A 19,785-nucleotide genomic window follows, 5' to 3' on the forward strand; every position below is an offset into this window, starting at 1 on the left:
AAACTTTTCCCGTGCCGACCAAATATCGCCTGCCCAACTCTCCGAAAAAGAGTCATCCGATATACTGGCTTTTAGTCATTGTCTTCCTTGCCGCGCTCGGCTGGCTTTGGTGGCAGCCCGCCAAAAACAATCCGCGCCGCGCCTCAAATAAAATCGTCGCCACCAAACTCCCGCCCGTCACGAATGTCATTCGCCTCGCTAATTCCTCATCGCCCAAACAAAAAAATATTTCTCCGGGCTCAACGGCCACCACCAACACCGTTATCTCCAACGGCCAATTTCCCCGTCCAGTGCATGATGTCTTTGAAGCGCAAGTCGCATTGATCGGCCAGGGTATTTCTTCAGGCTCGCTCGATGGCGCGCTCGGCTCGCAAACGCACGCGGCGCTGGCCGCGTTTCAAAAACAGGAAGGCTTGCCGATGACCGGCGTGCTGGACGCCGCCACCAAAACCAAACTCGCCCTCGAAGAACCGCCGCTCACCACCTACACGATCACCAGCAATGATCTCGCGCGCTTGCAACCCATTGCCCCCACTTGGCTCGGCAAATCCCAGCAAACCGCCCTCGACTTTGAAAATATTCTCGAACTCGTCGCCGAAAAAAGTTTTGCGCATCCCAACCTGATCCGGCATTTGAATCCGGGCATCAACTGGAGCAACGTCGTCGCCGGCACGATGGTGCAAGTTCCCAACGCTGCCTTCCCGGAAAACCCCGATCCCGCCGCGTGGATTACGATTCATCTCGCCGCAAAAACGCTCGAGGCTTTTGATTCGCAAACCAACCTGCTCGTGCATTTCCCGTGCAGCATCGCGCGGCGCGTCGAAAAACGCCCCATCGGTTTGCTGCATGTCGAAGTCATCGCGCCGAATCCGAATTACACGTTTGATCCCGAAGTGTTCCCCGAATCCGCGGAAGCCAAATTGATCAAGCGCAAACTCATCCTGCCGCCCGGTCCGAACAATCCCGTCGGCGTCGCCTGGATCGGACTCGACCGGCCCGGTTACGGCATGCACGGCACTCCGCATCCCGAAGAAGTGGGTCGCACGGAATCGCACGGATGCTTCCGCCTGGCGAATTGGAACGCGGAATATCTCGTGCGTATCGTGCGCGTGGGAACACCAGTCTATGTCGTCAATTAACGCGCCGCGCGAATACGGACATTGAATCGTGACGGCCTGATATGTTATGTAATCAACCGCATGAACCAACCTAACTGCCTCCCGGTTTATTTTGCTTTGATTTTTTCGTGCTTCGCGGCCGGTTGTGCTTCAGCTCCGAAGAAATTGAACCCGGTCGTTTACACTGAGCAGGCGCTCGCCGCGACCGATGTATCAAAGGTAGGCCGGTTGGAAAAAGGTTCCGCAGCCGAGCAAAAAGCCATCGAGCAATTTAAGACTTTCAATTCCGATTTCTCCACAAACAACATCATCAACAACACGAAATTGGTCTATGCTCAGGATCTTTACTTCCGCGACCCGTTCAAGGAAATCCACGACGAAAAGGAATTTGAGGCGTACCTGTTGCGCGGCAGTTCCGCCGTGGCCGAATTTTCCATGCAATGGCTCGATGTGAGCGAACACGACGGCAATTATTATTTCCGCTGGATCATGTCCGTGAAACTGCATCGCGACGCGCAGGACAAACCCGCCAGCCGCACCACCGGCATCAGCCACGTGCGTTTCGGCCAGGACGGCAAGGTTATTTTCCATCAGGATTATTTCGACGGCGCCGCCTTCATCTACGAAAAAATCCCCGTGCTCGGCGCGGAGATTCGTTTCATCAAAAAGCGCTTGTAATCGTTCATGGTGATCGCGAAGTGCCATTTCGAACACGCGCCGGAAATACTCGCGATTTTCAACGAAGCCATCGCGAACTCCACCGCGCTATACGACTACAAACCCCGCACCATGAAAACCATGGAAGCATGGTTTGAAACCAAGAGCCGCGGAAATTTTCCCGTGCTCGGCATCTTCGACGACAGTGGCGAACTTGCCGGTTTCTCAAGCTATGGATCTTTCCGAGCATTTCCCGCGTACAAATATTCCGCCGAGCATTCAATCTACATCCGCAAAGACAAACGCGGCCTCGGCCTCGGAAAACTTTTGCTCGAAGAAATAATCCAAACCGCGCAATGCCAGGATTATCACATGCTGATTGGAGGCATTGACTCAAGCAATGCGGCCAGCATTCGCCTCCACCAGAGCGCCGGTTTTTCGCACTGCGCCAGCATCAAGCAGGCTGGATTCAAATTCGGACGCTGGCTGGACCTGGAATTTTATCAGCTCATTTTGACAACCCCGGCCCATCCGAACGAAGAATAAAGCCGGCACCACTCTGTGCCGCGCCGTTCTTTTGCCCTTGCCACGTCAAAATTGCCCACGACTCAAAAATCCACCCCCAATTTTGTCGGATTTCCATTTCAGCGCCGATATACTTGTGAAAATGACGATTAGCGACCTTGATTTGCTGCGGCAATACACCCGCAAAAACTCCGAAACGGCCTTTGCGGAGCTGGTCAGCCGTCATTTAAATCTCGTGTATTCGGCTGCCTTGCGGCAAGTCAGGTCGCCGCAACTCGCTGAGGAAGTTGCCCAATCCACCTTCACTGATCTTGCTCAAAATGCCACCCGCCTCGCGGCGGACACCGTCCTCAGCGCTTGGCTTTATCAGGTGAGCCATCGCACCGCCATTGATGTCGTGCGGCGCGAAGCCCGCCGGCAGCTGCGCGAACAAATCGCCACGGAGATGAACAGCATGAACGCCACCGACGCCGACTGGACCGCCATCGCCCCCTTGCTCGACGACGCCATGCACGCGCTCGACGAAACTGATCGCACCGCCATTCTCCTGCGCTATTTCGAGAACAAATCCTTGCGCGAAGTCGGCCTCGCCCTCGGCACTTCGGACGACGCCGCGCAAAAACGCGTCAGCCGCGCCGTGGAACGTCTCCGTGAATTTTTCTCCCAGCGCGGCGTAGTTGCGGGCGCGAGCGCGCTCGCGATAATACTTTCCGCCAACGCCGTGCAAGCCGCACCCACCGGACTATCCACGACCATCGCCACCACCGCCGTCGCCGGGACTGCTTTGGCAACCGCCACCGCAACTACTACTGTCGCCGCTAAAATCGCCATGACTACCATCCAAAAAGCACTTGTCACCGCCGTCATCATCGTCGCCGTGGGCGCAGGAATTCACCAGGCGCAACGAGCCGCGAAACTTCAAACCCAGCTCGACACCTTGCAACAGCAACAGGACACCGCCGCTTCAGCTGGCAACGACGCGCTCGCTTCGTTGCGCTCGCAAATTGATTCTCTCACGAGCCAGAACGCGGATCTCACCCGCTCGATTGCGCAGGCCAATGCTGACAAATCTCGCCTCGAAACCGAACGCCAACAGGCGCTCCACGGCGAGGCCGTTTTCAAGGAACTCGCCAGTGAATCGAACGACAAAAATTCCACCAACGAATATCCTACCGCCCGGCATGTGGCAGTGGGTTTCGGCCGGCTGGTGCGCACCTACGTCGCACTGACCAACGTGGATGTAAGCAAACTTTCCGACGAAGAAAAGATGGCCAATGAAATGGCGAGGATGGATCTGGCCGGGCAGACCGTCGCTCTCATGAAGGCCATGAAACAGTTCGACGCAACAAAACCGCCCGGCGAAAAGGAAGATGGCGCGGACACTGCCGCATGCCTGCTTTATGGCGCATTAGACCTCAATGAGGAACAGTTCGGCCAGATTTACAGTTTGATGCAAAAATACCGCCAGCAAACCGATCTCGTAGACTTGTCCGATGACAAAGTAACCCCGGAAGCCACCGCCGCAATCAACCAAATAGATCAGGCTGCGAAACAAGAAATTAACGCCGTCCTCACGCCGGAACAGGCGCAAATGTTCGGTCAAATGACCAACAATTTTACACTTCTTCACGGCCACGGCCAAACCGGCCGTTTTTCATTCAACTTCGACGGGCGATAGCAGCCGTGAGATGGCTTGTTCAGATTCTCACAGCGCCTTCGCCGCAATATCTCTTCGAAACTGCGCTCCTTCAAAATGGATTTTCTCCACCGCCGCGTACGCCGCCGCCTGCGCTGACTTCAAATCCTTCGCCCATGAAGTCACTCCCAGCACGCGTCCGCCGTTCGTGACGATTTGCTCGCCCGACTGCACCGTTCCCGCGTGAAAAACTTTTGTATTCGGCAATCGCGCTGCCTCATCCAAGCCGTGAATCACTTTGCCTTTCGCGTACGCGCCCGGATAGCCACCCGACGCCATCACCACGCACACCGAAGCCAGCGCGCTCCATTTCAATTCGATTTTTTCCAGCGTCCCCCCTGCGCTCGCTTCGAGCAATTCCACCAAATCATTTTCAAGCCGCGTCAAATAAACCTGCGTCTCCGGATCGCCGAAACGCGCGTTGAACTCGATCACCCGCGGCCCGTTCGCCGTCAGCATCACGCCCGGATAAATGATACCGCGAAAATCAATTCCCTCCGCCGCACAACCCTTAAGCCACGGATTCAAAATCTGCCGGCCCACGTCCGCCAATTCTGCGTCGTTCAAAAACGGCGCGGGCGAATAAGTTCCCATGCCACCGGTATTCAGACCTTGGTCGCCGTCCAGCGCGCGTTTGTGGTCCTGCGCCGTCGGAAAAAGTTTCGCAACTTTTCCATCGCACAAGGCGTGCAACGAAATCTCCATCCCCTCCAAAAATTCCTGGATGACAATCTGCGCCCCCGCCGTGCCAAACGCCTTGCTCACAAGAATCTCATCAATCGCTTTTTCTGCGTCCGTAATATTTTGGCAAACCAAAACTCCTTTGCCGAGCGCCAGTCCATCTGCCTTCACTGCGCACCGTCCATTAAGAGATGCCGCAAATTTTTTTGCCTCGCGTGCGTCTGAGAAAGTTCCCGCGCGCGCCGTGGGAATGCCATGACGCTCCATGAAGTCCTGCGAAAAAGCCTTGGAAGATTCAAACTGCGCCGCCTTTTGGTTCGCCCCCCAGATCCGCATTCCTTCGCGCAAAAATAAATCCACGACTCCGAGCGCCAGCGGATTGTCCGGCCCGACCACGGTAAAATCCACCCGCTGTTCCCGTGCGAAAGCCAGCAGTCCCGGCAAATCCTCCGCGCCCACTGGCACGCAGCGCACCAACTCGCCATTCGCCAGCCGCTCTTGTGCGATGCCCGCATTGCCCGGCGCGCACCACAACTCCCGCACCTGCGGCGACTGCGCCAGTTTCCACACCAGCGCGTGCTCGCGTCCCCCCGATCCAATGACCAGCAATTTCATTCCAGCAAGATTGAATCAGTAATGTGCAGAATCAGAAGAAAATTATGCGCGTATCATCCCCGCGGACCGCGGGTCTATGACCCGCAGCAATGGAGTTCGGCCAGGCCGCTCTCGAATCAGCCTAATGCGGCAATCTTAATTGTGAGTTGCTGCGGATCACAGATCCGCGCTCCGTTCGGAACAACAAAACTCTGTCCGCTCGCAATTCAATTCGAGCTTACGCTCCGCAAATTAATAAGAAGCCTGCACGCCTTTGATCGTGCGCTTCTTCATCCACGGCATCAAACCGCGCAGGCGCGCACCGACTTTTTCGATCGAGTGCTGCTCGCCTTTTTTCAGCAAGGCATTGTATTTCTTATAGCCGCCTTTGTATTCAGCCACCCAGCCTTTGGCGAATTTGCCAGACTGAATATCCTTCAGCGCCGCCTGCATGCGCTTCTTGACCGACGCATCCACGATCTTCGGGCCGACGCTCACATCGCCCCATTTCGCCGTTTCGGAAATGGAGAAACGCATGCCGCTGATGCCCGCTTCGTTCATCAAATCCACGATCAACTTCAACTCATGCAAACATTCGAAGTAAGCCATCTCCGGCTGATAACCGGCCTCGACCAGCACTTCGTAGCCCGCCTGCACCAGCGCGCTCGCGCCGCCGCACAGCACCGTCTGTTCGCCGAACAGATCCGTTTCGGTTTCTTCCTTGAAGGTCGTTTCGATCACGCCCGCGCGCGTTCCGCCGACACCCTTGGCCCAGGCGAGCGCGATCTTCTTCGCGTCCTTGCCGGGGTTTTGATAAACCGCGATCAAGGCCGGCACGCCTTTGCCTTCAGTATATTGGCGGCGCACGATGTGACCCGGGCCTTTCGGCGCGACGAGGATTACGTTCACATTCTTCGGCGGGACGACGGTCTTGAAATGAATCGCGAAGCCGTGCGAGAACAGCAACGTCTTGCCCTTGGTCAAATTCGGCGCGATGTCTTTTTCATACGCGGCAGGCTGCTTGGTGTCCGGCAACGCCACAAAAATCACATCCGCGCGGCGCACCGCTTCCGCGGTCGGATACACTTCAAACCCGCGCTCCTTGGCGATCGGGATGGACTTGCTGCCTTCGTAGAGGCCGATGATGACATTGAGGCCGCTCTCTTTAAGATTGAGCGCGTGGGCGTGGCCTTGCGAGCCGAAGCCGAGCACCGCGAGCGTTTTGCCTTTCAGCACGTTTAAGTCAGCGTCTTTATCCGAATACACTTTTGCAGGCATGATTAATGGGAGGTTGAGGGTTCGATTAAATTAGTTGGGAAATAAATTAATTTTAAATGGCAGTCGCTGGAAAGGTTTGCCAAAAATTATTTTCGCGGCAAAGCGACTTTGCCGGTGCGGGTCAAATCCAGCACGCCAAACGTCTTCATCAACGTCAGGAACTTGCCGATCTTGCTCTCGTTGCCGGTGATTTCAATGGTCAGGCTCTTGGGCTGCACGTCCACGATTTTGGCGCGGAAAATATCGGTGAGCTGCATCACTTCGGCGCGCGTTTTGGAATCCACAGAAACCTTCACCAGCACCAATTCGCGGTCAATGTATTCGCTCTCTTCAAAATCCGTGACTTCAAGGACATCCACGAGTTTTTCGAGTTGCTTGACGATTTGTTCCAGCGTGGCGTCGTCACCCTTGGTGACGATGGTCATGCGGGAAGTGGCGGCGTCATCGGTCGGGCCGACGTTGAGCGTGTCAATATTATAGCCGCGGCCACTGAACAAACCGGCCACGCGCGTGAGCACGCCGAACTTATTTTCCACCAAAACGGAAATCGTATGTCGCATAAAACCCGTCGCAACGGGGGGCGAAACGTATCAATCCCGGGACAATGGGTCAACTCGCTTTTTTTCTGAAGAAGCTTTGATTTGAACCGCGGAAGCATCACTGACTGCCGGTTATTTGAGAACGGCCTTGCTGTCTTTTTTGACGCGAAGGCGCAGAGACGCAGAGTCGCAGAGAAAAGACAAAAATTTTAAACTATGAATGGAACACGAATTTTAAACACTGATAAATTTTTTCCTTGTTCGCATTTTATCCATGACCAATTCGTTTCCCCCCTCTGCGCCTCTGCGTCTCTGCGTCAATTTTTCTGACCTAACCTAACGCCCAACAAAAACCCGGACCGTTGCCAGTCCGGGTTCCTCACCAAGCCGCGCGACCAAAAGTGCGCGGTCCTTCAGCAGTGATCTTTTATTCCTTATAGTCCCAGCCGGATTGAATGTATTCGGCATCCGTCTCCCAACTGCGGTCCTTATAGGTATTAGACCAATCGCGTTTCAATTCCTTTTCCAAGTCGGAATTCCACTTGGAATATTTCTTTCCATAATGCGCACGCGCTCCATAACCGAAACGATAGGCCGGCTCGACTTCCTCGTAAACCGGCGTACCGCGAGGAGGAATCGCTTCCTTGCCGCTCGCTTGTTTCACGGTGTCTTTGACTTGTTGATTGGTGTTGGGCTGCTTGCCGCCCATGTCGTGCTTGGTTTGATCCCAGTCACGTTCAAAGGCCGCTTTCACGCGATCCCACGAAGAGTCATTGTCCTTGGTCCACCAGCTTGGGTTTGAATAGGTCGTATATTGGCTCATAACTTTGTTGTTGTTTTCGACTTTCAAAAACAACTATTGCAAGTGATGTGCCACACGAATTCCGCACCCGAACCCCTCCCCAAATTGTAAAAAACCCATAAAAAACGGCTCTTTTATGCGTTTTGCTAGCAGCAATTCGCGAACCGTCTAGGTATTTTGCAATCCAGCCCTCCTCGCATTTCTCTCCGCGCCTCCGCGTCTCCGCGGTTAAAATCAGCCCTAAACAAAAAACGGATTATGCGCCTTCTCCTCGCCCACCGTAGTGAACGGCCCGTGTCCCGAGCAAATCAACGTGTCCGCCGGCAGTGAAAAAATTTGGTCGCGCACTTTTTGTTTCGCGACGTCCCATGAAATAAATCCCGAACCAATGGAGCCGGCAAAAATCGCGTCGCCCACAATCGCCACGTGCGGCGCGTCCTCGGGCCAGTTGCCGATGACGTAAGTCACGCCATCCTCGGCGTGGCCAGGCGTATCGCGATTGGTGATGCGCAAACTTCCCAGGTGCGTGAAATCGTTTGGCCGGTTGCGCGATTGCGGGGGCGCGGATTTGGAATTGGAATGCACGTGCGCCTTCGAGAATTTTTCGCGTAGCGCCGCCAGGCCCGCGATGTGGTCGTCATGCGAATGCGTCAGGAAAATATGTTTCAGTTGAAGTTGATTGTCCGTGATGGTTTTCACGGCTTCATCCACATTCCAGCCGGTGTCAAACATCGCCGCCTCGCGCGAAACTTCGTCCCACGCCAGATAGGAATTCACCGCCATGCCGCCCTGTTCCGTCTCGAATTTGCGCAACTCGATCCATTTGCTCAGATCCTTCGGCGATGGGAGCCAACCTTTCGCGATGCCTTCCAACTTCGCCGGGCTCAATCCGAGCAACGACGCCAGCGCCGCTAGGTTCGGCTTGGCGCTGGTTTTGCCGGATTCCTCCAGCGAATTGAGTTCGTCGGTCGAAATTCCAGCAGCCTTCGCGGCGGCGTCAGCGGAGACGTTTGCGGCTTTGCGGCCTTTGCGAATGATGTCACCCAAATGATCTTCCAAATTCATGATCAAAGTAAGCCACCCCTACCACGCCATCGCAAACCAAATCTATTTCCACGCCGATACCACTTCTTCGCTCAACCGCGAAAGCCAATGCGCCGGCTTCGCTTTCGCCTGCGTCGGCGACGTCAATTCCGTCAACCCGCGCACGACGGCAAAACCTTTCGTCTGCGATGCCATGCCCGCCAATCCCACGCACGGAACTTTCGCACGCGCGCAACGCAGAACCAGTTCGCCCACGCCCTTGCCCATCATGCTTGAGCGGTCAATCGAACCTTCACCGGTGATCACTAAATCAGCCGTGCGCAATTTTCGCGAAAGCTCCGCGTGCTTTGCGAACAATTCAAACCCCGGCGCCAACTTCGCGCCTAAAAAATTTCGCAACCCAAAACCAAGCCCGCCCGCCGCGCCATCACCGGGCTCTCCACCTTTCCACAAATGATTTTTTTCTCGGGTAGTGACCAGCGCGAGTTGGCGCAAACATTTTTCTGCGCGCGCAAAATCCCGTGGACGCAAACCTTTTTGCGGCCCGTAAATTCGTGAACAACCGCGCGCGCCGAGCAACAAATTCTGCACGTCCACAGCCACGATCAATTCGTTAAACCAGCGTGAGCGTTTCGGCGGGATAACTTTTTTGAGTTGATCAAGCTGTGTCCAGCAGACGATTTCATTTTCGTCCGCGTTCAGAAATTTCCATCCCAACGCCCGCGCCACGCCGAAGCCACCGTCGTTCGTCGCACTCCCACCGATGCCAATGAGACAACGCTTCGCGCCCCGCTTTGCCGCCGCGCGAATCACCGCACCCAGCCCGAACGTATCCAACTCAAACGGATGAAACTTCTTCGCCGGCAACTGCGCCAGCCCAATCACGTTTGCCGATTCAATGATAGCCGTCGCGCTCTTCGCTTCCCACCACCACCGCGCACGGCACGCACGCCCCGCCGCATCCACCGTCTTCACCATGTGCGGCTTCGCGCCAAGCAACTCGCTCATCACCGCGCCGAAGCCGTCACCGCCATCACTCATCGGCAGCAATTCCAGCGCGTCATCGGGCCGAGCCGCGTGCCAACCGCGCGCGATCGCGTCCGCCGCTTCCGCCGCCGTCAGCGTGCCCTTAAACTTGTCCGGCACAATCAATACCTTCAACGCCATGACCGCAGTTATCCGCCGCCGCAACCAATTCCGCAATGCCAAAGCGTGCGCTTTGAAAACTATTACAACGTGTTACCAATTCTTTCCTCTACTCTGCGCCTCTGCGTCTCTGCGCCTCTGCGTCAATCCGACAGCACCTACATATTAAATTTCACCCCTTGCCAAACCGAAACCATTAGTTGAGAATGAGTCGCAATATCAGTTTCGTGCAACCTAATTCGACAGCTCAACGTCCCGTCTCTGCCACTCTCGGCGATTCGCGCGGCGTTGCGCCCTTTACCGAGGCCAAGGCGTGGCAAAAGATTGGCGCGGGCTGGCAGCGGGTTTTCGGCAGTTTCAAGGGGCTGGGTTACAGCATCGAATGGCATGAATTTTTTGCGGAGCGCGAGTTCGACTGGGCGCCGACGTTTCATCCGGGTTGCGTGGAACTGTGCCTGAATCTCGAAGGCGATGGCTTTGTCGAAGGCGCAGGGAACCGCCAGGAATTTTCGCAACTCACTGCGGGGTTTTATCGCCGGTTATCTGCCCCACTCATCGCGAAACGCTCGGCGGGACAGCAGCACAAATTTCTCACGTTGGAATTTTCCACGAAATTTCTCGCACATCATCTGGCGGGTGCGGAAAATAAATTGCATCCGATGATCCGCGCGGCGATGTCCGAAAAGCCCGACGATTTTGGCCCCGCCACCACCACGCGACTGACCGCCGATCAGCAACAGATCGTCGCCACGCTACGCCAGCCGCCGGTTTATGCCGCGGCGCAGCCGATGTGGTATCAATGCAAGGCGCTGGAACTGGCCGTCACATTTTTCTTTCAGCCGCCACCTGAGGAGGAACTTTTTTGCACACGGCAGCATCGCGTGGCGCAGGAGCGGGTGGAGCAGGTTATTTTTTTGCTGAAGCAGAAACTGGCCGAACCACCCTCACTCGAAGAACTCGGAAAAAAAATTGGTTGCAGCCCATCGTATCTCAGCCGCACGTTTTCGAGCCAGACCGGCCAGACCATCACCCAATACCTTCGCCGCCTGCGCATGGATCAAGCCGCGGAATTATTGAAGCTCGGCGAAATGAATGTGACCGAAGTCGCGCTCGAAGTTGGTTACGCCAGTCCCAGCCATTTCAGCCAGGCGTTTCACGAGACCTTCGGCTGCTGTCCGGGACTTTATCCCATCAAAACGGTCACGGCACTGGCGGGCCGTTATAAGTCCAGTTGATGCCTGCCAGCGTCCGCTTATATGCCGCGCCCGGACGCGGTTTTGACAATGGTTCTCGAGGCCAAAGTGGCTTGTCAAACGCACTTTCCGCGATTAGTGTCTGGTCATGTTGAAACAGTTTTTAGCCCTGTCCATAATGACGGCACTGGTGGCCCACTCCGCCTCAGCGGACATTCTTCAGCTCAAGGATAAAGCTTCATTGACCGGCAAGATTCTCGCCGAAAAGCATAATGAGATCGTTGTTGACGTGGGTTATACCGTGCTGGTCGTCCCGCGCGATCAAGTCGTCAAGATCACCCGCGCCGATGCCGCGCCCGTGGTGAAAAATACTCCCGCTTCGCCAGTCGCTCCTTCGCCAGCGCCCGCTTTTATCGAAGCCCGCGCCGGCAATTATTATGCGGCCTCCACGCCGCCGCCGATTCGTGACGTGCGCGAACTGGTCAATCAACTTGGCGAAGCCGTCGTGCAGGTGCGCACGCCGGGCGGACTCGGCTCAGGTTTCATCATCAACCCGGACGGTTTTCTCATCACCAATTTTCACGTCATCGAAGGCGAGACGCAAATCTCCGTCGAGGTGTATCACCAGAACCAGGGCCAGTTGGAGCGCAAGACCTACAAGGACGTCAAGATCATCGCGATCAATAAATTCGACGACATGGCGTTGTTGAAGATTGACGATTCTGACGCGCCGAAATTTTCCAACGTGATTCTTGGCGATGCCGACAGTCTCGTTGTCGGTGAAAACGTGTTTGCCATCGGCAGTCCGCTGGGGCTTGAGCGCACGGTGACCGAGGGCATCCTCAGCACCAAGACGCGCGAGATGCAGGGTGAGCTTTATTTGCAGACCACCGCGCAAATCAATCCCGGCAACAGTGGCGGCCCGCTTTTTAACATGCGCGGTGAAGTCGTGGGCATCACCAACATGAAAATCACTTTTGGCGAAGGCCTCGGTTTTGCCATTCCCATCGGCGCGGTGAAATATTTTCTCGACCATCGCGATGCCTATAGTTACTCCAACGACAATCCCAGCAATCCGTATCGTTACCTTGCCCCGCCGAGCCGCACCCTGCTGCCAGCGGCCAAAAAATAACGGCATGGAAACTTGGCCCGCCATTTTCGCAACAACTTAAACCAGTGACGGGCCGACGCGCCCATTTGCTCGAATCATGAGAAAATTTTTTGCCCTTTCCGCCGCCGTCCTTTACTTCGCCAGCCACGCGGGCGCGACCGTGCTGCCTGCCGAAAAAATGCTGCCGGACGATACGCTGATGCTCTTCACGCTGCCGGACTTCACCAAGGTCCGCGACATCTATAATAATTCGCCGCAAGGCCGTTTGTGGAACGACCCCGCGATGAAGGATTTCAAGGACAAGTTCATGAGCAAGCTCAACAGCGATTATATCACGCCGCTGGAGCATGACCTGGGCATCACTTTCTCTGACTATACGAATTTGCCGCAGGGCCAGATCACACTGGCAATGGTGCAGAATGGGACGCCGGGAAAAGAGGGCTGGGTTCCCGCGTTTCTCTTTTTGATGGATACCAAGGACAAGAGTTCACAGCTTAAAACGAACCTTGCCGACTTGAAGAAGAAATGGGTGGATGCCGGCAAGACCATTAAAACAGAGACGATTCGTGAAGTGGATTTTTCGGCGATCACGCTTTCCAGCGCGGACATCCCCAAGACTTTGAAAAAACCGGACGCCCCCCTGCCGCCGGGAGTTCCTCCGCCGATGGAAAACACCGATCTCAAAAAAGCGCCGAAGGAGCCCATTTATATTGGTCAGGCTGAATCGCTATTGATCATCGGCAATTCCACCAAGGTCATCGAAAAACTTTTGGCGCGGATGGCCGGGGATTCAGTCAAGACGGTCAGCGAGCTTTCTACTTTCGACGCGAATGCGGGGATGTTTCACGACGCGCCTGCGTTTGGCTGGGTCAATGTAAAAGCCTTCGTGGATATTTGGAATCATCCGAGTGACGATGCTGCCGACGCCAATTCGCCGAATCCTTTCGCTTTGAAACCCGACAAGGTTTTGCCCGCGCTGGGATTGACGGGCGTGAATACGCTCGCTTTCAATTATCTTTCCCTCGACGACGGCGCGCATTTTAACCTGACCTTGTCCGCGCCGGAATCCACGCGCACCGGGCTCATCAAAATCTTGGCCGGCGAGGCGAAGGAATATAATCCGCCGCCGTTCGTGCCCGCGGACGTGGTGAAGTTCCAGCGCTGGCGGCTTGACGGCAGCAAGACCTGGACGGAATTGCGCAAGATCGTGATGCAGGTTTCGCCGAGCGCGATCGGCGGAATTGACTTTGTGCTGGGCTCGGCAGAATCGGCGGCCAAGGAAAAAGACCCGAGCTTTGATTTGAAGAAGAATTTGTTCGGCAACCTGGGTGATGATTTTATCAGTTATTCAAAAGATCCCCGGGGCAAGAGCGAGCCGGAATTGAATTCGCCACCATCATTGTTTTTGATCGGCTCACCCGATCCAGAGTTGCTTTCAAGCACGGTGAAAACTTTGGTGACACTTTCCGGCCAGCAAGGCGGCCCGATCACGGACCGAGAATTTCTCGGCCACAAAATTTACAGCATTCCCCTGCCCAGCGCGCCCGGGCCCGGTGGAACCGCGCCGACCGCGCGCGCGCTTAGTTATGCTTCGAGCGGCGGCTATCTGGCCGTCACGCTTGACCCGCCTATGATCGAGGAATATTTGCGCAGCAGCCAGGATCAGGGAAAAGCCTTACGCGATATTCCCGGCTTGGCGGATGCCACGCAGAAAGTCGGCGGCAGCGGCACGAGTCTTTTCGGCTATTCCAACGATGCCGAAACCATGCGCGTGTTCTTCGACATCCTGAAACAAAATCCCTCAACCGACCCATTAGGCGGCGCAGCGCCCGTCGCGGCGGCGGTCGGCATGGGCGGCTTGAAGACGTCGGAATGGTTCGACCCGTCGCTGTTGCCGACCTTCGACAAGATCGCAAAATATTTTTACTTCTCCGTTTATAGCGCGGGAGCGACAGCGGATGGGATTACCTTCAAAGGTTTCGCGCCCACTCCGCCTCAGTATAAGAATTAAGTTGAGTAGAAGTAAAGCGCACGCCACGAACTGTTTGAAATCCCAACTGTAGCGCGCTCTATGAGCGCCGAATCCGTTGGGACCGCGGGTCTATGACCCGCAGCAACTCCCGTGAAGATTGCCGCTTTGGATTCGGCTCACATTTTGAAAATCACCGATCTTGCCTTTTGAAGCGGGGCATGATCGGGATCTGGACGTCGTGCGATGGACTGAGCCGTCAACGGCTTGACCTTATGAACCTTGCAGCGGGTCATAGACCCGCGGTCCGAATAGAAGGCGGCTTTAAAATCGCTTACTGCTGCGGGTAAACCAAAATCCGGTCATGCACGAGGATGACCAAATCATTTTTGCCGTCGCCGGTGACGTCGGTCACGAGAGCTTCGCGGGGCTCGGGCAGGTCGCTGCGGCGGCTGCGGAAGGTGCGCTCCTCGAAGACTGGCCAGCGATTGGCCGGAACTAATTTGCGGTTCGCATCGAAGGTCACGAGGTCGAGATAATTTTTGGCGGTCTCCAAAAAGACCAGATCTTTGCGGCCGTCATTGTCGAGATCGCCAGAGACAATGTCGTTCAAATGGCCGTCTTTGATGGGAGTTTCATAGCTGTCCAGTTGGGTGAATTGCCACACTTTGCCGTGCAGGGGCAGCCAGCCGACGGCATCTTTGCCGAGGAAGGCCACGCTGTTGGGTTTGCTGCCGCCCAGGGCGAGCGGTTGAAGCGCATTGAATGAAGTATAAGGCAGTGAAATATTTTTCACCACCTGCCAGACGCCCGCATTGTCGCGTTCGCAGAACGTGATGACTTTGCGCTCGGCATCGAGCATGAAAATGGAATTCACGGCGTTGGTGCCGTTCGGCAGCGCGGCGGCGCCGACGAGACGTGAATTGCTGCCCGCGCCGTTGATTTGTTCTTTGACGCTGAAGACCCAACCGCCGCGGTTCGTGGAATTCTGCGTCGCCGCTTCCTGTTTTGCCACGACGGCGCGCAGGAAATTCTTTTGCGCCAGGAGCAACTCCGGCTTGCCGTCGCCGTCCACATCCACCGAGGTCATCCACGGTTCTTCCACGCTGCCACCGGGTGGCGCAATGTCTTCCTCATCAAAATCCTTGCCAGATACTTGCAGCAAGACTTTGATTTTTTCGTACGGAATCAAAATGACAAGGTCCGCGAGGCCGTCCTGGTTGACGTCGTGGAAAGCCATGCTGGTGGGATTCGATTTGAAATTCTCGTTAAGCTTTTGGGTCTTGGTTTTGCCATCGCTGGTGCGCGTGACGAGCGAGCGTTTGCCGTCCTGATCTACGATGACGGCGAGGACGGATTTGCCCTTGGGCTCAAGCGCGCCGACGGCCATAGTCAGCGGTTTGCCATCAAATGGAATCAAAGTCGGAAACGGCAAACGGCCTTTTTCGTCGAGTTGCGCGACGCCCACCTGATGCTCGTCCGCACTAAGAAGGAAAATGCTGGGCTTGCCATTGCCCCAATCGGCAACCGCCAAATCGCTCACGCCCGTCAACGTCGGAAAGGTCTTTGCGGCGTCGAGCGTGCCGTCGGGTTTTTGCAAATAAATCGAAATCTGGCCGCTCTCCGGCTCGGCGACGAGCAGGTCGGGAAGATTATCGCCATTCACATCGGCCCACAACATGCCGCGATGCGAGCGGTCACTCTTGTTGAGCGGCAGCACCTGGAACTGGCCTTCCTTGAAATCGCCCGACAATTTTTCGGGATCGGTGCGCGTGAATTCGGACACTTCCGCGCGGCCGGAATTTTGCGCGATGGTGATGATTTGGTTTTTATTGTTGCCTTCGAGATTGTCCGCCCAATACGAACGAATCGGCGGGAAGGTAAAATAAGTTTCCGGCCCGAGTCCGCCGGATTCATTTTGCAAACGGAAACGGAACGGCGTGGGGCTTTCCCAATTCACGAGCATCAAATCGGTGCGACCATCGCCGTCAATATCGAGCAACTGAATCGCTTTCACCGCGCCCGAGTAGGGAATTTTTTCCGGCTCGCCAAGCGTGTGATCGGGTTTTTGGCTGAGGACATAGATTTGTGTTTCGCCGAGCAGCACGAGGTCGGTGAGATAATCGCCGTTGATATCGCCCGCCACGAGGGCGTTCGGCGAAAGCTGACCGTCGTCAATCGCCCAGCGCTTGGGCTCGCTCCAGCCGTTCGTGCCGAGATTGTATTGCACGACCAATTCCTTGGGCTCGCCGTAATATGCGAGGTCGGGTTTGCCATCGCCGTTCAAATCCGCCACGACCAATGAAGAAATTCTTTTTTCGGATGCGATGGATTCGATGCGGAAACGCGCGTCGGGCGGAAGTTCGTTCAGTTCAAGTTTGCCGGTTTGGTTTAAATTTTCAGCTTTGTTGGTTTTGCCCGTCTGGTTGTAAAGCAGGTTGATCTTGGAGCGCGAATTATTGACGACGATGAGGTCGTTGAGGCCATCGCCGTTCAAGTCGGCGGAGCGCAATAGTGCGATCGAAGGATCAATGGGATAAATTTCCGGGCCGGTGAAACCGAAGCGGTTGGTGTCGTCGGCGAAGGCGGACGGAATTAACAGCGTTGCCACCAGGAGCCCTGCGCTCATGCGAGCAGCGGCTTTGAAGAAATTCGATGTTTGCATTTTTGCAATAAATTCGCCCCGAAACTGCCACTCAACCGGCGGCTTGGCCAGTTTATTCGCCGATAAAATGCGCAGCCACGCGCCGCGTATGGGGATCATGCCGATGTTCCCAAAGAAAAATGCCTTGCCAGGTGCCCAGAGTCAAACGCCCGGCGGCAATCGGGATGCTGAGATTCACCGCGGTAAGGGCCGTGCGGACGTGCGCGGGCATGTCGTCTTCGCCTTCGCTGGTGTGGCGAAAGAGGGCATCGCCATCAGGTACGAGGCGTGAAAAAAATCGTTCAAGATCGCGACGCACTTCGGGGTCGGCATTTTCCTGGATGAGGAGCGAAGCCGAGGTGTGTTGTAGGTGAAGCGTAAGCAGGCCATTGGTGATGGCGCTTTCCTGCACCCACGCCGCGACTTGCCGCGTGATCTCATAGAACCCGCGCCCGCGCGTGGCGACGACCAATTCATGCGAGCCCTGGCGCAACATGAATTACGCCCTGGTTGCGGCCAACGAAATTTTAGTCACAATTACGAAGAGCATTCGGATCAGCCTGATATTCATAATGCCAGAGTTACTGCACGCGCACGCGTCAAACCGCCTCCCTACGGATCGCGGGTCTATGACCCACGATCCGTTAGAATGAGTTAGTGTGCGGGTTCAGCGGTTTTGCCGCCATTGATAAGTTTTTCGAGGTCGGGCTTGGGCGGCGCGCCCGCGGAGATCGCTTTTTGGTAATGCCATTTGGCGAGTTCGGCCAGCGGCGGCGTCTGCGTAATGTAAACCACGGCGAGATTCATGTGCGCTTGCGCGAAGTCAGGATCGAATTGGATGGCCTTGCGAAAGGCGGTCTCAGCCGGCCCGCGCATGCCCTTTTCCGAAAGGGTGAGGCCAAGAAAATTTTGCACTTTGGCGTTCTGCGGATTGATCTGCGCGGCCTGGCTCAACGCGGCGAAAGCATCATCGTATTTTCCTTCGCGGAATTTTATCTGGCCCAGGACAAAAAGATTGTAGTCGTCATTGGCATCCACGGCGAGGGCCGCATTGATGTGCTGCTCGGCAAGATCGAGTTTGTTCAATTCCATTTCGATAGACGCCAAGTCGGCGAGCACGACGATATTTTTTTCATCCAGCTTGAGCACCTCGAGGTATTTGTCTTCAGCTTTGTCGAGTTGATGATCCATGAAATAATGACGCGCGTCGTCCAGCGTCCGCGCCGCGCCCGCGGGTAATTCATGCGCGGCTTTGCGGCTGTGGCCGCGGGCGGAGGCGGACGCCACGAGCGTGGCCGGCGCCTGCCCCATGAGCGCAAGTTCTTTGGACGAATAAGGCATCGGGCTCGCTTCCAGTGTGGACACGCTCGATTGCAACATCGCGATTTGGCGGGCCATGTCATCAATGCGCTCCGCCATCGCTTTGCCTTTTTTCTTGCCGTGAAGATCCTTGGTGACGGCATCCACGGTTTTTTGCAGGGCGTCGCGTTGTGCTTCCAACTGCGCGATTTTCCCGGCGCTGAAACTATCGAGTGCAGGCGCAGGCGCGGAGGAAACGGATGCGGAGGCAGGAGTGGAAGGCGAAGTGGCCATTAATTTTTTCACCTGGTCTTCGAGCGCCATTTTTTGCAGGCGCAACATTTCCTTGTCTGATTGCAACGTGGCGATCTGCGCCTGCGATTCTTTTAACTGCCGGCTCGTTTCATCGGCAGAGGAACCTGTTGAAGGTTTACTCTCAAGCTGAGCCAGTTGCTTTTTGAGAATTTCATTTTCCGCGCGCAATGCCGAAGCGTTGGCATCCGGAGAAATATTTTTTTTCACTTGCGCCTGCAACGCTTCATTAGCCATCGCGAGCTTGGCGTTTTCTTCGTTCAATTCGCTGACCTTGCGGGTTGCCTCGGCCAGCGACGCTTTGGTGGTTTCGTCCACGGCGGGCGCGACGGTGACATTTGTTTTCGCCTGATCAAGCGTCGCCTGGAGCAAGTCATTTTTCTTTTCCAATTCCTTAATGCGCTCCTGTGCGCGCGTCAAATCCTGCGGATCCACCGTGGCGGGTTGCGCGGCGAGGGCTTCTTTTAGTTTGGCTTGCAGCAAGGCTTTGTCGGCCTCAACGCCGCGGATTTGTTCCTGCAAATCATGGATTTTATCTTCCGCGCTCGGGCCGGGAGGCGGTGTGGGTTTGGCGGGTTCGGCGGCGGGAGCTTCGGGAGCGGGATTGGCCGCAGGCGGCGTGCTTGCGGGAGCATTGGTCGTCTCGCCCGAAGGAGTGTTGGTCATGATTGCGCTCGGCGCGTTGGTGACGGCAGGCGTCTGCGGCTGTGAGGAAAGGTCGCTGATTTTTTGCGCGAGATATTTAAGGCGGTATTTGACGACCTTGATGTTCCAGTCGGGATAATTGGTGGCGAATTTTTTCAGCTCGGTTTGCGCTTCCGCGTACTTGGCCATGGCGTTGGCGGTTTCTTTCTTGTCGTTAAAGGCATCGCCTTCCTGGATCACATTATAGATGGTGACGTATCGCTCATCCGGGCCGTCGGCGCGCGCAGCGGGAGCAAGCAAAAGCAGAGAAAGCAAAAGCAAAGTGAACAAGCGTTTCATTCCAGTATAAAACCAGATTCGATTTAAAATGGCAATTATTACTCGGCATTTGAAGGCGTGGCGGGCGCATCTCATCACTGTTCTTCAATGCAGGAGGGCTGATTTTAATTCCCGGGGAGCGCACGCGCCCTCGCGTGCAGTGGTTGGCGCCCTCGCCAACCACATCCGAGATGGCGGAAAATTCGCACATTCG

At 55.7% G+C, this 19,785-nt stretch carries 16 protein-coding genes; 7 read left to right on the forward strand and 9 right to left on the reverse strand.

Annotated elements, in window-relative coordinates; all coding sequences use genetic code 11:
• The first annotated feature begins 11 nt into the window (after positions 1 to 11).
• The 4 genes from VH413_02660 to VH413_02675 all read left to right on the forward strand — a co-directional run bounded on the left by VH413_02660 (position 12) and on the right by VH413_02675 (position 3,978).
• Positions 12 to 1,139, forward strand: a complete 1,128-nt coding sequence (locus tag VH413_02660; GenBank protein ID HEX3797578.1) for a L,D-transpeptidase — start codon at positions 12 to 14, stop codon at positions 1,137 to 1,139.
• A 60-nt stretch (positions 1,140 to 1,199) separates the two neighbouring features.
• Positions 1,200 to 1,796: a nuclear transport factor 2 family protein gene (locus VH413_02665; protein ID HEX3797579.1), complete on the forward strand. Its 597-nt coding sequence runs from the start codon at positions 1,200 to 1,202 to the stop codon at positions 1,794 to 1,796.
• A 6-nt stretch (positions 1,797 to 1,802) separates the two neighbouring features.
• Positions 1,803 to 2,321, forward strand: a complete 519-nt coding sequence (locus VH413_02670; GenBank protein ID HEX3797580.1) for a GNAT family N-acetyltransferase — start codon at positions 1,803 to 1,805, stop codon at positions 2,319 to 2,321.
• A 121-nt stretch (positions 2,322 to 2,442) separates the two neighbouring features.
• Positions 2,443 to 3,978 carry a sigma-70 family RNA polymerase sigma factor gene (locus VH413_02675; GenBank protein HEX3797581.1) on the forward strand — a complete coding sequence of 512 codons (1,536 nt, stop codon included), beginning with the start codon at positions 2,443 to 2,445 and terminating at the stop codon, positions 3,976 to 3,978.
• Positions 3,979 to 4,005: 27 nt separating this feature from the next.
• Here the strand turns inward: VH413_02675 and purD are convergent, their stop codons facing one another.
• From purD to VH413_02705, 6 genes are all read right to left on the reverse strand, one after another.
• A complete protein-coding gene (gene purD, locus VH413_02680) occupies positions 4,006 to 5,292 on the reverse strand; it encodes a phosphoribosylamine--glycine ligase (GenBank protein ID HEX3797582.1) in 1,287 nt (428 codons plus the stop codon).
• A 231-nt stretch (positions 5,293 to 5,523) separates the two neighbouring features.
• Entirely contained in the window at positions 5,524 to 6,549 is a 1,026-nt protein-coding gene (gene ilvC, locus VH413_02685) for a ketol-acid reductoisomerase (protein HEX3797583.1), read from the reverse strand.
• An 86-nt stretch (positions 6,550 to 6,635) separates the two neighbouring features.
• The gene (gene ilvN, locus VH413_02690; protein ID HEX3797584.1) at positions 6,636 to 7,109 is read right to left on the reverse strand and encodes an acetolactate synthase small subunit; all 474 of its coding nucleotides are present in this window, start codon (positions 7,107 to 7,109) and stop codon (positions 6,636 to 6,638) included.
• 406 nt (positions 7,110 to 7,515) lie between these two features.
• Positions 7,516 to 7,911 carry a hypothetical protein gene (locus VH413_02695; GenBank protein HEX3797585.1) on the reverse strand — a complete coding sequence of 132 codons (396 nt, stop codon included), beginning with the start codon at positions 7,909 to 7,911 and terminating at the stop codon, positions 7,516 to 7,518.
• Between the two features lie 219 nt (positions 7,912 to 8,130).
• Positions 8,131 to 8,955, reverse strand: a complete 825-nt coding sequence (locus VH413_02700; GenBank protein ID HEX3797586.1) for an MBL fold metallo-hydrolase — start codon at positions 8,953 to 8,955, stop codon at positions 8,131 to 8,133.
• Between the two features lie 42 nt (positions 8,956 to 8,997).
• The gene (locus tag VH413_02705; protein ID HEX3797587.1) at positions 8,998 to 10,101 is read right to left on the reverse strand and encodes a glycerate kinase; all 1,104 of its coding nucleotides are present in this window, start codon (positions 10,099 to 10,101) and stop codon (positions 8,998 to 9,000) included.
• 185 nt (positions 10,102 to 10,286) lie between these two features.
• Between VH413_02705 and VH413_02710 the strand changes: the two genes are divergently transcribed.
• The 3 genes from VH413_02710 (at position 10,287) to VH413_02720 (ending at position 14,395) form a co-directional block, all read left to right on the forward strand.
• Positions 10,287 to 11,315, forward strand: a complete 1,029-nt coding sequence (locus VH413_02710; protein ID HEX3797588.1) for an AraC family transcriptional regulator — start codon at positions 10,287 to 10,289, stop codon at positions 11,313 to 11,315.
• A 136-nt stretch (positions 11,316 to 11,451) separates the two neighbouring features.
• Positions 11,452 to 12,405: a trypsin-like peptidase domain-containing protein gene (locus tag VH413_02715; GenBank protein HEX3797589.1), complete on the forward strand. Its 954-nt coding sequence runs from the start codon at positions 11,452 to 11,454 to the stop codon at positions 12,403 to 12,405.
• Positions 12,406 to 12,481: 76 nt separating this feature from the next.
• A complete protein-coding gene (locus tag VH413_02720) occupies positions 12,482 to 14,395 on the forward strand; it encodes a hypothetical protein (GenBank protein HEX3797590.1) in 1,914 nt (637 codons plus the stop codon).
• 292 nt (positions 14,396 to 14,687) lie between these two features.
• Here the strand turns inward: VH413_02720 and VH413_02725 are convergent, their stop codons facing one another.
• The 3 genes from VH413_02725 to VH413_02735 form a co-directional block, all read right to left on the reverse strand.
• The gene (locus tag VH413_02725; protein ID HEX3797591.1) at positions 14,688 to 17,018 is read right to left on the reverse strand and encodes a VCBS repeat-containing protein; all 2,331 of its coding nucleotides are present in this window, start codon (positions 17,016 to 17,018) and stop codon (positions 14,688 to 14,690) included.
• Between the two features lie 52 nt (positions 17,019 to 17,070).
• On the reverse strand, positions 17,071 to 17,493 hold the full coding sequence (locus VH413_02730; GenBank protein ID HEX3797592.1) for a secondary thiamine-phosphate synthase enzyme YjbQ: 423 nt from the start codon (positions 17,491 to 17,493) through the stop codon (positions 17,071 to 17,073).
• Positions 17,494 to 17,651: 158 nt separating this feature from the next.
• Complete coding sequence (locus VH413_02735) at positions 17,652 to 19,592, reverse strand: tetratricopeptide repeat protein (GenBank protein ID HEX3797593.1); 1,941 nt, start codon at positions 19,590 to 19,592, stop codon at positions 17,652 to 17,654.
• Between the last annotated feature and the right edge of the window lie 193 nt (positions 19,593 to 19,785).

This window comes from Verrucomicrobiia bacterium, from assembly GCA_036268055.1.
Lineage (GTDB): Bacteria > Verrucomicrobiota > Verrucomicrobiia > Limisphaerales > Pedosphaeraceae > DATAUW01.

Coding starts and splice junctions, on each gene's coding strand:
- VH413_02670 (HEX3797580.1), top strand. CDS start 1,803: ATGGTGATCGCGAAGTGCCATTTCGAACACGCGCCGGAAATACTCGCG.
- VH413_02735 (HEX3797593.1), bottom strand. CDS start 19,592: ATGAAACGCTTGTTCACTTTGCTTTTGCTTTCTCTGCTTTTGCTTGCT.
- VH413_02675 (HEX3797581.1), top strand. CDS start 2,443: ATGACGATTAGCGACCTTGATTTGCTGCGGCAATACACCCGCAAAAAC.
- VH413_02665 (HEX3797579.1), top strand. CDS start 1,200: ATGAACCAACCTAACTGCCTCCCGGTTTATTTTGCTTTGATTTTTTCG.
- purD (HEX3797582.1), bottom strand. CDS start 5,292: ATGAAATTGCTGGTCATTGGATCGGGGGGACGCGAGCACGCGCTGGTG.
- VH413_02730 (HEX3797592.1), bottom strand. CDS start 17,493: ATGTTGCGCCAGGGCTCGCATGAATTGGTCGTCGCCACGCGCGGGCGC.
- ilvN (HEX3797584.1), bottom strand. CDS start 7,109: ATGCGACATACGATTTCCGTTTTGGTGGAAAATAAGTTCGGCGTGCTC.
- ilvC (HEX3797583.1), bottom strand. CDS start 6,549: ATGCCTGCAAAAGTGTATTCGGATAAAGACGCTGACTTAAACGTGCTG.
- VH413_02725 (HEX3797591.1), bottom strand. CDS start 17,018: ATGCAAACATCGAATTTCTTCAAAGCCGCTGCTCGCATGAGCGCAGGG.
- VH413_02715 (HEX3797589.1), top strand. CDS start 11,452: ATGACGGCACTGGTGGCCCACTCCGCCTCAGCGGACATTCTTCAGCTC.
- VH413_02720 (HEX3797590.1), top strand. CDS start 12,482: ATGAGAAAATTTTTTGCCCTTTCCGCCGCCGTCCTTTACTTCGCCAGC.
- VH413_02700 (HEX3797586.1), bottom strand. CDS start 8,955: ATGAATTTGGAAGATCATTTGGGTGACATCATTCGCAAAGGCCGCAAA.
- VH413_02710 (HEX3797588.1), top strand. CDS start 10,287: ATGAGTCGCAATATCAGTTTCGTGCAACCTAATTCGACAGCTCAACGT.
- VH413_02705 (HEX3797587.1), bottom strand. CDS start 10,101: ATGGCGTTGAAGGTATTGATTGTGCCGGACAAGTTTAAGGGCACGCTG.
- VH413_02695 (HEX3797585.1), bottom strand. CDS start 7,911: ATGAGCCAATATACGACCTATTCAAACCCAAGCTGGTGGACCAAGGAC.